Origin of the sequence: Polaromonas sp. UC242_47, from assembly GCF_044452385.1 — a bacterium.
Lineage (GTDB): Bacteria > Pseudomonadota > Gammaproteobacteria > Burkholderiales > Burkholderiaceae_C > Polaromonas.
In genome coordinates, this window is record NZ_JBIOAO010000001.1 from 3,124,191 (window position 1) to 3,137,160 (window position 12,970).

The window sequence follows — 12,970 nt, forward strand, 5'->3', positions numbered from 1 at the left end:
GGTTTTCTTTTTGAAGGCACACCGGGCCTTAGCCCATGTGCAAACCACCATTCAGCGAGAAGTCTGCGCCGGTCGCATAACCGCCTTCGTCCGACGCAATCCACGAAATGATGGAGGCAATTTCTTCGGGCGTGCCCAGCCGTTTGGCAGGCACACCGGCGACGATTTTCTCCAGCACGTCAGGGCGTATCGCCTTGACCATGTCGGTGCCGATGTAGCCCGGGCTCACGGTGTTGACTGTCACACCTTTGGCCGCCACCTCTTGCGCCAGGGCCATCGTGAAGCCGTGCAAGCCGGCCTTGGCGGTGGAGTAGTTGACCTGGCCGAACTGGCCCTTCTGGCCGTTGACCGAGGAGATGTTGACGATGCGGCCGTAACCGCCTTCGATCATGCCTTCGATCACCTGTTTGGTGACGTTGAACATGCTGTCCAGGTTGGTGGAGATCACCGCGTCCCAGTCGGCCTTGCTCATTTTGCGGAATTGGCCGTCGCGCGTGATACCGGCGTTGTTGACCAGCACACTGACCGGGCCGTGTTCGGCCTTGACCTTGTCAAATGCCGCCACGGTGGAGTCCCAGTCGCCGACATTACCGACCGAGGCGTAGAAGGTGTAGCCGAGGGCTTGTTGCTCATCCAGCCATTTTTTGGCATCGCGCGTCGGGCCGCAACCGGCCACCACGGTGAAGCCATCCTTGTGCAGGCGCTGGCAAATCGCGGTTCCTATCCCACCCATGCCGCCTGTGACGTATGCAATTCGTTTAGCCATTTGTGTACTCCTTGTTTTGTAATTCTGAATCGTGTTTGCAAAAGTCATGCCATACCGCAACCCTCAATCGCTATCAAATAAATAGCTAATTGCGCCCTCTGCATAAGGGCTAGGGACTGTTTTAACTCATATTTAGCGTTCCAGTGTGAGGGCAACCCCCATGCCGCCGCCTATACACAGGCTGGCAATGCCTTTTTTGGCATCACGCCGCATCATCTCGTGGATCAGCGTGACCAAGATGCGGCAGCCGGACGCGCCTATGGGGTGGCCAATCGCGATGGCACCGCCGTTGACATTGACCTTGCTGGTGTCCCAAGCCATTTCCTTGTTGACGGCGCAGGCCTGCGCGGCAAAGGCTTCGTTGATCTCCAGCAGGTCCAGGTCTTGCGCCTTCCAGCCGGCCCTGGCCAGCGCCTTGGTCGAGGCGGGCACCGGCCCCATGCCCATGTAGGCCGGGTCCAGCCCGGTGGTGGCGTAGCTGGCAATGCGGGCCATGGGTGTCAAACCCAGCGCCGCGGCTTTTTTGGCCGTCATCACCATGACGGCGGCCGCGCCGTCGTTGATGCCCGAGGCATTGCCGGCCGTCACGCCACCGGCCTTGTCAAACGCGGGGCGCAAGCCGGCCAGGCCTTCGGCGCTGGTCTTGCGGTTGATGAATTCATCGGCGGCAAAAACCAGGGGATCCCCCTTCTTCTGCGCGATGGAAAACGGGATGATCTCGTCCTTGAACTTGCCGGCGTCTTGCGCCGCCATGGCCTTGGTCTGGCTGGCCAGCGCGAGGGCGTCCTGCATCTCGCGGCTGATGCTGTATTTTTTCGCCACGTTCTCAGCGGTGATGCCCATATGGTACTGGTTGTAGACGTCCCACAAGCCGTCGACGATCATGGAGTCAATCATTTTCCAGTCACCCATGCGCTGGCCGTCGCGCGAGCCGTTGAGCACATGCGGTGCGGCGCTCATGTTTTCCTGGCCGCCGGCAATCACGATTTCGCTGTCGCCGGTCGCCACGGCCTGGGCCGCCAGCATCACGGCCTTCAGGCCGGAGCCACACACGGCATTGATGGTCAGGCCGGGAATCGCATGCGGAAAGCCGGCTTTCACCACGCTTTGGCGCGCGGGGTTCTGGCCCACACCGGCCGCCAGTACCTGGCCCAGGATGACCTCGCCGATCAACTCAGACGACAGGCCCGCGCGCTCCAGCACGGCCTTGATGACTGCCGCACCGAGTTCGGTGGCGGGCGTTTTGGCCAGGCTGCCGCCAAATTTTCCAACCGCGGTGCGGCCGGCTGAAACAATAACGATGTCTTCCATGATGTCTTTCTCCGCTTGAGTGTTAAGGGTTCAGGCCCTGGCCTTGACGTAACGGCCGGGGGCGGCTTCTATGGTTTTGTAGCTGCGGCTGCCATACGTTTTGGGCGCGGCAATTTGTTTGCCGGCCTGGCCTTTGAGCCAGTCCGACCAGTCGGTCCACCAGCTGCCGGGATGCTCCTGCGCACCCTTGAGCCAATCCGCTTGCGAGGCCGCGAACTTGCCCTGGGCCGACTTGTCGTTGGTCCAGTAGGAACGTTTCATTTTGGCAGGCGGGTTGATCACGCCGGCGATGTGGCCGGAAGCGCCCATGACAAAACGTTTCTTGCCCGGCAACAACTGCGTTGAGGCATAGGCGCCGGCGACGGGCACGATATGGTCCTCGCGCGAGCCATAGATGTAGACCGGTAAATCCACCTTGCCCAGGTCGATTTTTTCGCCACACACCGTCAGCTTGCCGGGTTTGGCCAGGTTGTTTTCAAAATAGGTGTTGCGCAGGTACCAGGCGTAATACGGCCCCGGCAGATTGGTCGAATCGCTGTTCCAGTAGAGCAGGTCAAACGGCGGCGGCGTCTCGCCCTTGAGGTAGTTGCCGACCACATAGTTCCAGACCAGGTCGTTGGGGCGCAAAAAGCTGAAGGTCGAGGCCAGGTCCTGGCCCTTGAGCAGGCCGCCCTGGCCCATCTGCATTTCGCGGAACTGGACGGACTGTTCATCGATGAAGATGTCCAGGATGCCGGTGTCGCTGAACTCGAGCAAGGACGTCAGGAAAGTGGCGCTGGTCACCGGTTTTTCACCGCGCGCCGCCAGCACCGCCAGCCCGGTGGCCAACATGGTGCCGCCCACACAAAAACCCAGGGCATTGATGGATTTGGCGCCGGTGATGTCCTGCGTGACCGTGATCGCCTGGATGACCGCGTGTTCGATGTAGTCGTCCCAGGTTTTTTCGGCCATGGACTCGTCGGGGTTGCGCCAGCTGATCACAAAAGTGCGATGGCCTTGCGCCACGGCATAACGGATCAGCGAGTTGTCGGGCTGCAGATCGAGGATGTAATATTTGTTGATGCAGGGCGGCACCAGCAGAAAAGGTTTTTCGTACACCTTGGCGGTCAGCGGTTTGTATTCGATCAGCTGGAAAAATTCGTTTTCAAACACCACCGCACCTTCGGTGGTGGCCACGTTTTTGCCGATTTCGAAAATACTTTCGTCCGTCATCGACACATGGCCCTGCTTCATGTCGTGCAGCAGGTTGGTCAGGCCCTGGGCAATACTCTCGCCCTGGGTGTCTATGGCTTTTTTCTGCGCGTCGGCATTGAGCGCCAGAAAGTTGCTGGGCGCGGCTGCCGCCATCCACTGCTCGACCGCAAAACGCACGCGGGCCCGGGTTTTGGCATCGCCCTGCAAGGCATCGGCCAGGCCCATCAGGGTGCGGGCATTGAGCAGATAGGCGGAGGCGGCAAACTCGGCCACCGGGTTTTTGTGCCAGGCTTCGGCTGAAAAACGCCGGTCGGCGGCGGCTTGTGCGCCAGCGGCCTGCAGACCGCCGTTCCACAAGGCGCTGGCTTCCTGCAGATAGCTTTGCTGGATTTCCAGCAGCTTGGCCGGGTCCAGTTGCAGCGGCGGACCCGCCTTGGGCAGTTCTGGCATGCCGAGCTGGGCAAACCCCGGCGCGGTGCCCAAACCAACACCGGCCATGGCGCTCATGGCTTGCTTCAAGCCCTCGCCCAAGGTCTCTTGCATCTGCTGAGCCGCCTGGGCCCAGTTTGCCTCAGAATTCATACTTGACTCCCTCTTCTTTCGACAGGACTTTGTATCTGCTTTAGCGAGGGTGATGCCGGTCGATTCCGCGTCCGGCTTATCGTCTCTTGGATCTAGTATCGTGGAAAAATTGCAAAAAGTCCTTCCTGCCTTTTGTGGATTCGCAAAGTAATATGTACCTGATTGTCATTGCCTGGATCTACGTCGTGCTCATGATGAGTGTGGCCGAAGCCACCAACACCACCGGCACCTTGCTGGGCGCCATCGTCACCTTTGTACTCTACGGTCTGGGGCCGGTGGCATTGGTGGTTTACCTGATGCGCACGCCGGCCAGGCGCCGGGCCATCAAGGCACGTGAAGCCTCAGAAGCCGCCCAAGCCGCCGCGCTTCAATCCGCATCCAAGCCGCCAGACTCAGGCCAGCCAGATACAAGCCGCCATGCGGCCGGTGGTGTTGAAGCCGTTGCCGTTGCCGTGGACACCGGCGTCGCGCCGATGCGAAAAGAATCGTGAGGCATTGCCCACGGTGCACCAGGGCGCGCTGCTGTTGTTGCCGTACACCTGGGTGATGCCCATGGCCTGCAAACGCAGGCGGGCCAAACCGGCCAGGTCGGCCAGGTATTTGCCGCCGCCCAGCGGCGTGAAGCAATAAGCGGCTTCGGCATCACTGTCGACAAAGGCCGCCCTGACCTCGGCGCCGACTTCAAACGCCGCCGGACCTATGCAAGGCCCCAGCCACGCTATGGTATCCATAGCTGATTGCGCCCGTCCTGCCTGGGCTAGAGCCCAAAAAGACTCATAAGTTTGCTCTAAAACGCCCCTGCCGCGCACGCCCGCCAGTCCGCGCCAACCGGCATGGGCCGCGGCAACGGCGCTGCCGTCCAGCGTGCTGAACAAGACCGGCAGGCAATCGGCCACCATGATGGTGCAGGCCACGCCGCGCTGCGTGGTGATCACGGCGTCGGCCGGCAAACCCTGCGCCGTGTGGCCGTCCAGCGCCAGCACTTGTGTGCCGTGCACCTGCTGCAAAAACACCGGCGCCGCGCCCAGGGCCTGGCCCAACAGGCGGCGGTTTTCGGCCACCTGTGCCGGCACATCACCCACATGGTCGCCCAGGTTCAGGCTGTCAAATGGCACAGCCGACACCCCGCCCTGGCGCGTGGTGAACAGCGCCCGCACACCGTCGGGGGCGGGCCAGTCGGGAATCAGCCAGTCGGGGTGCAAAACTGCGGCCTCGGTTTAAGCCTCGTTGTCCGGGCAGGCGGAGGGCTGGGCTTTCTGGAAAGCCTCCAGCGCCATACACGCCTCGTAGGCGGCCATGGTGCGCGGCAGACCGTCGAAGTTCACGTCGAAACGTTTGGCGTTGAAAATTTGCGGCACCAGGCAGCAGTCGGCCAATGTCGGGGTATCGCCGTAGCAATATTTGGCGGCCGGCAACTGCGCCAGCTGGCGCTCAAACGCCTCCAACCCTTCGCGGCACCAGTGGCGGTACCAGGTGTTTTTGGCTTCGTCGTCGACCTTGAGCTCACGCACCAGATATTTCAACACGCGCAGGTTGTTCAGCGGGTGGATCTCGCAGGCAATCGACTGCGCCAGCGCGCGCACCCTGGCACGGCCCAGGGCATCGGCCGGCAACAGCGGCGAGGCCGGATGGGTTTCGTCCAGGTACTCGATGATGGCCATGGACTGCGACAAACGTTCGCCGCCGTCGGTCTCCAGCATGGGCACCAGCATGTCGGCCGACACGGCGGCGTAGGCGTCTTTGCGGTGCTCGCCCTTGGCGATATGCACGGCCATGTAGTCATAACTCAGGCCCTTGAGCTGCAGCGCGATACGCACGCGAAAAGAGGCCGACGAACGGAAATAGTTGTAGAGTTTCATGACTCAAAGCATAAACCACATGGCCCCCCACGGTCGCGCACGTCGTGTCGCTCCTTGCCCCCCGAGGGGGCCACTGCGCCTGCGGCCCGGCAAAGCCGGTTCCGCGGCCCTGGCTTGCTTGGATGCACCTCCACCGTCGCGCATTTCGTATCGCTTCCAACGGCGCTGCTTGAGCGAACACCCTGCTGCAGGGTTGGCAATCGCCTGCGCGACTGACGCGCTGGCCGGCCGCCACTACCATGGCCCTTTGCCTGCCAGCCACTTCCCGGAGACACCCCATGAGCACCATCACCAGCTTGAGCAACCACCAGGTTCGCCTGGCCAGCCGACCTGTGGGCCCGGCCACCCGCGCCAACTGGAGCTTCACCACCGAGCCCGTCGCCGAACCCGGCCCCGGCGGCGTGCTGGTCAAAACCCTGTACCTGTCGCTGGACCCGGCCATGCGCGGCTGGATGAACGAGGGTAAAAGTTATATCCCGCCGGTCGAGATAGGCGCCGTCATGCGTGCCGGCGGCATAGGCCGGGTGATCTCCTCCAACAACCCGGCCTTTGCCGTCGGTGACCACGTCAACGCCGGGCTGGACGTGCAGGAATATTGCCTGATCCCCGAGGCGCAGATCAAACGCAGCGGCATGTTCAAGATCGACCTGCGTGTCGGCTCGGCCACCCAGTGGCTCAATGTGCTGGGCATGCCGGGCATGACCGGTTATTTCGGCCTGATGGACGTGGGCCAGCCCAAGGCCGGCGAAACCGTGGTGGTATCGGGTGCGGCCGGCGCGGTCGGCCAGACCGTTGGCCAGATCGCCAAGCTCAAGGGCTGCCGCGTCGTCGGTATTGCCGGCGGCCAGGCCAAATGCGACTGGGTCGTCAAGGAGCTGGGGTTTGACGCCTGCATCGACTACAAAGCCGGCGACGTGAAAGCCGGTCTGAAAGAACATTGCCCGAAAGGCGTGGACATTTATTTCGACAACGTGGGCGGCGAGATTCTGGACACCGTGCTGACCCGCATCACACGCGGCGCCCGCATCATCATCTGCGGCGCCATCAGCCAGTACAACAACACCACGCCGGTCAAGGGACCGGCCAATTACCTGTCGCTGCTGGTGAATCGTGCGCGTATGGAAGGCATTGTGGTGTTCGACTACGCCGACCGTTACCCACAGGCGATTGCCGAAATGGCTGGCTACCTGAAAGCCGGCAGCATGAAAAGCAAGGAAGACGTGGTGTTCGGGCTGGAGACTTTTCCAGAAACCCTGCTCAAGCTGTTTAACGGCGAAAACTTCGGCAAGCTGGTGCTGCAGGTCGCCAAGGAATAAAGCGCGCTCAGCCCCTTACCCCATCAGCCAGCGCACCAGGCCCACCGTCGCGGCACCCGCCACCGCGGCGGCCAGGTCGTTGCGCACCAGCTTCATCACCAGGCCTACCGCCAGCAAGGCCAGCGCCTCGGGCAACTTGCCCGAGGTTGCGGCCGGTGTCACGATGCCGACCATCACCGCCAGCGGAATCGCCTTGAGCGCGGCCTCCACACGCGGGGTGATGGGCACATAAGCCATCAGCAAAAAACCACTGATACGGCAGGCGAAAGACGCCAGCGCCATACCGACCAGCGCCAATAAAAAAGTGGATTCAACGGCCATAACGCCAGGCCCCCATCAAACCACCGGCGATGCCCGCACCGACGATGTACCAGGCACCCGGCAGCAGCCGGTGCAAGACCAAGGCCGCCAAGCCTGCCGCAGCAATAGGCCACAGGTCGGACTTGTCGCGCCAGAGCACCATGCCTATGGCCGCGGCAAAGGCGACCAGCATGAAATCGAGTCCGAAAGCCGCCGGATTCGGCACACTGCCCGCCAGCAGGTGACCGGCCAAGGTGCCCAGCAACCAGGGCAAAAACATGGCCACCCCCGAGCCCAACACATAACCCGCATCGCGGTAGCCGGCTTCGTATTCACGCATGGCCATGGCCCAACTGCCGTCGCCCAGGAAAAACAGCGAGCCCCAGCTCTGGTGGCGCGGCAGCCCGGCCAGCCAGGGCTGCAAGGCCGCGCCATACAAGACGTAACGCGCATTCATGACCAGGATGGTGACGATCACAGGCGTGACCACGGCGGTGGCGGTCCAGCCCTGCAGCGCCGCCAGTTGTGCGCTGCCGGAATACACGGCGGCGCTCATCAGCATGGCCTGCAGCCAAGACATGCCGCGTTCGCTGGCCAACACGCCGAACACCATGGCATACAGCGTCACACCAGGCGCCAGCACCTGGGCCGCCACAAAGCCGCGGCGTATGCCGGCGGCTGTGAAGCTCACCGGCTCAGGGTTCACCGCCCCACCACCAGCCGGATGCCAGGCAAGACCTGTTCGGTTTCGGCACGCCGTTCCAGGGCCATGCGCATGTTCATCTGCGCCACCTCGGTGTGTTCCACCGCCAGCGCCTGGGCACGTGTCCCTTCGCCGGCCTTGAGTGCCGCAAACAACATATGGTGCTGGCGGTGGGCGTACAACATCCAGTCACGGTCCAGCGTCACCTTGCCCTGCATGGGCAACATGGCCGAGGCCGGCGCGAAAGGTAATTTGTCGTTGAGCGCCACGGCGCGCTGCAAGGCGCGGTTGCCGCAGGCCTCCAGAATCAGCGCGTGGAAACGGTCGTTCATGACGGCGTAAGCCGCATAGTTTTCATAACTGAGCGGGTTGGCCGACAAGGCCTGGTCGCCTTCATCGAGGCAGGCCTGCAAATCACCCTGCAACTGCCGCGACACGCCGTGTTCCGCCACCAGGCGCGCGGCCATGCCTTCCAGATGGCCACGCACGGCAATCGCGTCGGCCACTTCGCGCGGCGTGTATTGGCGCACCAGGTATTTGCCGGTCTCGTTGGCCTCGACCAGGCCTTCCTGCTCCAGCGTGACCAAGGCCGCACGCACGGGGGTGCGCGAGGCCCCCAGCCGCTCGGCCAGTTGTTGCTCGGCCAGACGCTGGCCGGGCTCGAATTCGCCACGCAGGATCAAGTCCCGCAACTGGATCAACACCGTCTCTTGCAAGTTCATAAATCAAAATGTACACTGAAAATTACTTTCGGTATACCGTTTTAAAAAAAGGCCCGTCCCTCATGAATGCAGAACAAAACGAATTGATCACCCGCGTCGGCCCCGGCACGCCTTGCGGCGCGCTGCTGCGCAGTTACTGGCAGCCGGCGGCATTGGTGGACGAGTTCGACCCGGCGCTGGACCCGCGCATGGAAAAACGGCCGGTCAAGGCCGTGCGCCTGATGGGCCAGGATTTTGTGCTGTTCAAGGATGACAGGGGCAACTACGGTTTGTTGGACCGCGACTGCCCGCACCGTGGCGCCGACCTGGCTTTTGGCCGCGCGGAAGGTGACGGCCTGCGTTGCCCTTTCCATGGCTGGAAATTTGACGTCAAGGGCCAGTGCCTGGAAACACCGGCCGAACCCACAGGCAGCAAGTTGTGTGAACGTGTGAAACAACGCAGCTACCCGGTGCAGGAGAAAAGCGGCGTGTTGTTCGCCTGGCTGGGCGCCGAAGGTTCCACACCGCCGCCCCTGCCCGCCTTTGACTGCTTCACGGCGCCCGGCACCCACACCTTTGCCTTCAAGGGTTTGTGGAACGCCAACTGGCTGCAGGCTTTTGAGGTCGGCATCGACCCGGCGCATCCGTCTTTTCTGCACCGCTTTCTGCAGGACGAAGCACTGGAAGACATCGGCCAGAACGCGGCCGGCAAACAGTTCCGCAGCGCCAGCGCGGGTGTGATTGACGGCGAGCAGTGGCCCATGACACGCATCATGCGGGAGTTTGCGCAACCCGACATCAGCATCGAGAACAAACCCTGGGGCATACAACTCACCGCCCTGCGGCCCATGAACGACAAGCTCACCCACGTGCGTGTGACCAACTCGATTTTCCCGGCGACTTTTGTGATCCCGCTGTCGGAAACCATGACCATCACCCAAATGCATGTGCCGGTGGACGACACGCATACCTACTGGTATTCCTTTTTCACCAGCTTTGCCGGCCCACTGGACAAGGAAAGCATGCGCGCGCAGCGCCAGCAGTTCATCTCGCTGCCCGACTACATCCCCAACGCCGGGCGCCACAACAACTGGGGTTTTAACGCCGACGAACAAATGACCCAGACCTACCTGGGCATGGGCGAGGAAGACATCAATGTGCACGACCAGTGGGCGGTGGAAAGTATGGGCGCCATCCAGGACCGCACGCGCGAACACCTGGGCAGCAGCGACAAGGTGATCATGGTCAACCGGCGTGTGTTGATCAAGGCGATTGCCACGGTGCAGGAAGGCGGTATCGCCCCCGGTATCGCCGACGCCAGCCAGTCCGCCGCCATGACCGGACCGGACACCGTGGACGGCATCGCGCCGGCCGGCGAATGGTCGGACTGGTGGCAGGAACAGGCCCGCATCAAGCAGGCCAACGCCCCTTGGAAAGCCCAGGCCGACCAGCAGGTCGCGCCGGCATGAGCCGCTTCGCTGAACACTGCGGCATCCACGACGCCGCGCGCCGGCGTGCGCTGGACCACACGGCCCAACAAATCGCCGCCAGCGGCGTCGAGCTGGTGCGTTTTGCCTGGTGCGACCTGCACGGCAATCTGCGCGGCAAAACCCTGACCGCCGGCGCGGCCGTCAAAGCCATGCAGGACGGTGTCGGCCTGGTCAGCACCCTGCTGCTGAAAGACAGCTCGGACCGCACCGCCTTCAAGGTCTTCGAGGCCGGCGGCACGGCCGAACTGCCGGGTTTCGAGTTCGCCAGCAACCTGCTACTGCTGGCCGACCCGGCCAGCTTCAAACAATTACCCTGGGCACCGGCCACCGGCTGGGTGCAGGGCCAGACCTGGATGCAGGACGGCACGGCGGTCGAGCTGGACACACGGCGCATCCTGCAACGCGCGCTGGCGCGCCTGGCCCAGGCCGGTTACGGCATGAAGTGTGGTCTGGAGATCGAGTTTCACATCTACAAAATTACGAACGACAGCACCGACGACCAGCTCGACCCCGAACAAGCCGCCTGGCCCGGCTTGCCGCCCAAGGTGGCCATGATTCACCCCGGCTACAACCTGCTGTCTGAAAATTTGTTCGACATGGCCGAAGAGCCGCTGCGCATCGTGCAGCGCACCGCACAGGCGCTGGGCCTGCCCCTGCATTCGCTGGAAATCGAACTCGGCCCCAGCCAGGTCGAAGCCGTGTTTGACGCCACCGACGCCTTGACGGCCGCCGACAACATGGTGCTGTTTCGCAGCGCGGTCAAACAAGCGTTGCGCCGCGCGGGTTACCACGCCACCTTCATGTGCCGCCCGCCGTTTCCCAACATCATGTCCAGCGGCTGGCATTTGCACCAGTCGCTGGTGGACCTGCAAACCGGCGCCAACCTGTTCCAGCGGCAGACGCCCGCCGCGGGCACGCAGCCCACCGACGCGCAGTACACCTTGTCCGCGCTGGGTGAACATTATTTGGCCGGTTTGCTGGAACATGCACGCGGCATGGCCGTGTTTTGCACACCGACCATCAATGGTTTTGGCCGCTTCCGGCCGAATGCGCTGGCGCCGCAAGCGGTGCTGTGGGGACGTGACAACCGCGGCGCCATGCTTCGCGTGGTGGGCCAATGCCAGGATGCCGCCACACGGATTGAAAACCGCATTGGTGAACCCGCGGCCAACCCCTATCTGTACCTGGCCTCGCAAATCCACGCCGGACTCGACGGCATCACGCGTGAACTGAAAGCCCCGCAAGCCACCGACGCACCTTACGGCGAGGCCGGCACTAAAATCCCGACCAACCTGGGCGAAGCGCTGGACGCGCTGCAAGCCGATAGCGTGCTGGTGGAAGCCTTTGGCCCCAGCTTCATCAACTACCTCACCCGCATCAAACAAGCTGAAATCACCCGCCACGCGCAGGCCGCCGACCAGGATGACTGGCAGCGCCGTGAGTATTTCAGCCGCATCTGAGTTTTACCTTCTCCATGATCACTATCAATTTCATAGCCGCTGACGGCCAGTCCACATCGGTCCAAGGCAAAATTGGCAAAAGCCTGATGGACGCGGCCGTGGCCGGCGGCATCAACGGCATCGCCGCCGACTGCGGCGGCCTGCTGACCTGCGCCACCTGCCACGTGTTTGTGCGTGAACCCTACGCCAGCCAGTTGCCGGCGGCCGATGGCGAAGAGCGGGCCATGCTCGCGTTTACCGCCACACCCCATGCGCCCCACAGCCGCCTGAGTTGCCAGATCACACTGAATGCGGCACTTGACGGTTTGACGGTAGAGTTACCCACCTCGCAATATTGAGCTGAGCCTTCAAACCAGCCTCATACAAGGAATACAAGGAAACCCATGATTCTCGAACTCGCCGACATCCGTATTGCCCCCGGCCAACAAGCCGCTTTTGACGAAGCCATCCAGCGCGGATTAACTACCGTGATTGCAAACGCCAAGGGTTTTCAGGGCTTCAAGGTCAACAAGGGCATTGAAAACCCGGAGCGTTACATCCTGCAAATTTTCTGGGAAACGCTGGAAAACCACACCGTGGGCTTCCGCGAATCGCCGGCTTTCGCCGAGTGGCGCGCGATTGTGGGACCGTTTTTTGCGAGCCCGCCTGTGGTTGAACATTTCACGCTGCTGGCCAAGTCTGCCTGAGCATAGTGGCGGGACATGGCCAGCATCTTGGCCATGATTTTCCCGAATTCTTAAGAAAAAAGGTCTGCAGCCCAAGATGGACGGGCGCAAGCAGCTACCTATTCAATAGCAATCAAAGACCGGCTGGCGCACTCCAAGCGATCAAGCGAGTTCGTCGTGTCCCGCAATCAGCTTGCCCAGCAAGGCCCCCAACTGGGCGCGTTCGGCACTGTCCAGCGGTCCCAGCAGGCGCGACTGCACCTTGCTGACGGCACGTTTCATCTGCAGGGCGACTTGTTGACCTTCGGGGGTGACCCACAACAGTTTGCGCCGCCTGTCGTCCGGGTCGGCCTCGCGGCGCACCCAGCCCTTGGCCTCCAGCCGGCCTATCACCGAGCCCGAGGTTGCCGCATCAAACGCCACCCGCCCCGACAAGGTGATCTGGTCTTCGCCGGGGTCATCGATCAAGGCATTGAGGATGGCAAACTGCACCGGCGTCACGTCATAAGCCGCCGTTTCCTCCATGAAAATGGCGACCGACAACTGGTGCGCGCGGCGGATCTGGTGCCCGGGCGCATCCATGAAATTGAAACTTTTGACCATGGGCGAAGTTTAGAGCTTGT

General features: G+C 62.4%; 15 protein-coding genes. 6 read left to right on the top strand and 9 right to left on the bottom strand.

Translation table 11 applies throughout. The annotated features are described in order from the left end of the window. Positions 1–28 precede the first annotated feature (28 nt). From phbB to phaC, 3 genes are all read right to left on the bottom strand, one after another. Complete coding sequence (gene phbB / locus ACHMXK_RS15155) at positions 29–766, bottom strand: acetoacetyl-CoA reductase (protein WP_397441379.1); 738 nt, start codon at positions 764–766, stop codon at positions 29–31. 132 nt (positions 767–898) lie between these two features. Further along, positions 899–2,077, bottom strand: a complete 1,179-nt coding sequence (locus ACHMXK_RS15160) for an acetyl-CoA C-acetyltransferase (RefSeq protein ID WP_397441380.1) — start codon at positions 2,075–2,077, stop codon at positions 899–901. 30 nt (positions 2,078–2,107) lie between these two features. Beyond that, positions 2,108–3,853 (bottom strand): class I poly(R)-hydroxyalkanoic acid synthase, encoded by a 1,746-nt coding sequence (gene phaC, locus ACHMXK_RS15165; RefSeq protein WP_397441381.1) that lies wholly within the window; start codon positions 3,851–3,853, stop codon positions 2,108–2,110. A gap of 152 nt (positions 3,854–4,005) precedes the next feature. On the opposite strand from phaC, the gene ACHMXK_RS15170 reads away from it, so the two are divergent. Then, entirely contained in the window at positions 4,006–4,344 is a 339-nt protein-coding gene (locus ACHMXK_RS15170) for a hypothetical protein (protein WP_397441382.1), read from the top strand. Here ACHMXK_RS15170 and pgeF read toward each other — a convergent pair. Then, positions 4,246–5,055 (bottom strand): peptidoglycan editing factor PgeF, encoded by an 810-nt coding sequence (gene pgeF, locus ACHMXK_RS15175; RefSeq protein WP_397441383.1) that lies wholly within the window; start codon positions 5,053–5,055, stop codon positions 4,246–4,248. The genes ACHMXK_RS15170 and pgeF overlap by 99 nt on opposite strands. A 15-nt stretch (positions 5,056–5,070) precedes the next feature. After that, positions 5,071–5,712, bottom strand: a complete 642-nt coding sequence (gene maiA / locus ACHMXK_RS15180; protein WP_397441384.1) for a maleylacetoacetate isomerase — start codon at positions 5,710–5,712, stop codon at positions 5,071–5,073. Between the two features lie 278 nt (positions 5,713–5,990). On the opposite strand from maiA, the gene ACHMXK_RS15185 reads away from it, so the two are divergent. Beyond that, entirely contained in the window at positions 5,991–7,028 is a 1,038-nt protein-coding gene (locus tag ACHMXK_RS15185) for an NADP-dependent oxidoreductase (RefSeq protein ID WP_397441385.1), read from the top strand. A gap of 15 nt (positions 7,029–7,043) precedes the next feature. Here ACHMXK_RS15185 and ACHMXK_RS15190 read toward each other — a convergent pair whose 3' ends face one another. The 3 genes from ACHMXK_RS15190 to ACHMXK_RS15200 are packed head-to-tail and all read right to left on the bottom strand — an operon-like array spanning position 7,044 to position 8,753. Beyond that, positions 7,044–7,349 (bottom strand): AzlD family protein, encoded by a 306-nt coding sequence (locus ACHMXK_RS15190; protein ID WP_397441386.1) that lies wholly within the window; start codon positions 7,347–7,349, stop codon positions 7,044–7,046. Then, positions 7,339–8,019 (bottom strand): AzlC family ABC transporter permease, encoded by a 681-nt coding sequence (locus ACHMXK_RS15195; protein WP_397441387.1) that lies wholly within the window; start codon positions 8,017–8,019, stop codon positions 7,339–7,341. The genes ACHMXK_RS15190 and ACHMXK_RS15195 overlap by 11 nt, the downstream gene beginning before the upstream one ends. An 11-nt stretch (positions 8,020–8,030) precedes the next feature. Next, positions 8,031–8,753 carry a GntR family transcriptional regulator gene (locus tag ACHMXK_RS15200; RefSeq protein WP_397441388.1) on the bottom strand — a complete coding sequence of 241 codons (723 nt, stop codon included), beginning with the start codon at positions 8,751–8,753 and terminating at the stop codon, positions 8,031–8,033. Positions 8,754–8,815: 62 nt separating this feature from the next. Here ACHMXK_RS15200 and ACHMXK_RS15205 point away from each other — a divergent pair, with 62 nt between their 5' ends. Genes ACHMXK_RS15205 through ACHMXK_RS15220 form a run of 4 tightly spaced genes read left to right on the top strand, consistent with a single transcriptional unit; the run spans position 8,816 to position 12,368 of the window. Beyond that, positions 8,816–10,201 carry a Rieske 2Fe-2S domain-containing protein gene (locus tag ACHMXK_RS15205; protein WP_397441389.1) on the top strand — a complete coding sequence of 462 codons (1,386 nt, stop codon included), beginning with the start codon at positions 8,816–8,818 and terminating at the stop codon, positions 10,199–10,201. Beyond that, positions 10,198–11,682 carry a glutamine synthetase family protein gene (locus ACHMXK_RS15210; protein WP_397441390.1) on the top strand — a complete coding sequence of 495 codons (1,485 nt, stop codon included), beginning with the start codon at positions 10,198–10,200 and terminating at the stop codon, positions 11,680–11,682. Before ACHMXK_RS15205 ends, ACHMXK_RS15210 begins: the two co-directional genes overlap by 4 nt. Positions 11,683–11,696: 14 nt before the next feature. After that, positions 11,697–12,020 (top strand): 2Fe-2S iron-sulfur cluster-binding protein, encoded by a 324-nt coding sequence (locus ACHMXK_RS15215; protein ID WP_397441391.1) that lies wholly within the window; start codon positions 11,697–11,699, stop codon positions 12,018–12,020. Between the two features lie 45 nt (positions 12,021–12,065). Then, the gene (locus ACHMXK_RS15220) at positions 12,066–12,368 is read left to right on the top strand and encodes an antibiotic biosynthesis monooxygenase family protein (RefSeq protein WP_397441392.1); all 303 of its coding nucleotides are present in this window, start codon (positions 12,066–12,068) and stop codon (positions 12,366–12,368) included. 141 nt (positions 12,369–12,509) lie between these two features. Here the strand turns inward: ACHMXK_RS15220 and ACHMXK_RS15225 are convergent, their stop codons facing one another. Continuing rightward, on the bottom strand, positions 12,510–12,950 hold the full coding sequence (locus ACHMXK_RS15225; RefSeq protein WP_397441393.1) for a MarR family winged helix-turn-helix transcriptional regulator: 441 nt from the start codon (positions 12,948–12,950) through the stop codon (positions 12,510–12,512). Positions 12,951–12,970 lie beyond the last annotated feature (20 nt).

What these genes read in the sequence shown, in the direction of transcription:
- ACHMXK_RS15215 (WP_397441391.1), top strand. Translation starts at nt 11,697, where the DNA reads ATGATCACTATCAATTTCATAGCCGCTGACGGCCAGTCCACATCGGTC.
- phbB (WP_397441379.1), bottom strand. Translation starts at nt 766, where the DNA reads ATGGCTAAACGAATTGCATACGTCACAGGCGGCATGGGTGGGATAGGA.
- ACHMXK_RS15205 (WP_397441389.1), top strand. Translation starts at nt 8,816, where the DNA reads ATGAATGCAGAACAAAACGAATTGATCACCCGCGTCGGCCCCGGCACG.
- ACHMXK_RS15200 (WP_397441388.1), bottom strand. Translation starts at nt 8,753, where the DNA reads ATGAACTTGCAAGAGACGGTGTTGATCCAGTTGCGGGACTTGATCCTG.
- ACHMXK_RS15190 (WP_397441386.1), bottom strand. Translation starts at nt 7,349, where the DNA reads ATGGCCGTTGAATCCACTTTTTTATTGGCGCTGGTCGGTATGGCGCTG.
- ACHMXK_RS15185 (WP_397441385.1), top strand. Translation starts at nt 5,991, where the DNA reads ATGAGCACCATCACCAGCTTGAGCAACCACCAGGTTCGCCTGGCCAGC.
- ACHMXK_RS15225 (WP_397441393.1), bottom strand. Translation starts at nt 12,950, where the DNA reads ATGGTCAAAAGTTTCAATTTCATGGATGCGCCCGGGCACCAGATCCGC.
- ACHMXK_RS15170 (WP_397441382.1), top strand. Translation starts at nt 4,006, where the DNA reads ATGTACCTGATTGTCATTGCCTGGATCTACGTCGTGCTCATGATGAGT.
- ACHMXK_RS15220 (WP_397441392.1), top strand. Translation starts at nt 12,066, where the DNA reads ATGATTCTCGAACTCGCCGACATCCGTATTGCCCCCGGCCAACAAGCC.
- ACHMXK_RS15160 (WP_397441380.1), bottom strand. Translation starts at nt 2,077, where the DNA reads ATGGAAGACATCGTTATTGTTTCAGCCGGCCGCACCGCGGTTGGAAAA.
- ACHMXK_RS15210 (WP_397441390.1), top strand. Translation starts at nt 10,198, where the DNA reads ATGAGCCGCTTCGCTGAACACTGCGGCATCCACGACGCCGCGCGCCGG.
- phaC (WP_397441381.1), bottom strand. Translation starts at nt 3,853, where the DNA reads ATGAATTCTGAGGCAAACTGGGCCCAGGCGGCTCAGCAGATGCAAGAG.
- maiA (WP_397441384.1), bottom strand. Translation starts at nt 5,712, where the DNA reads ATGAAACTCTACAACTATTTCCGTTCGTCGGCCTCTTTTCGCGTGCGT.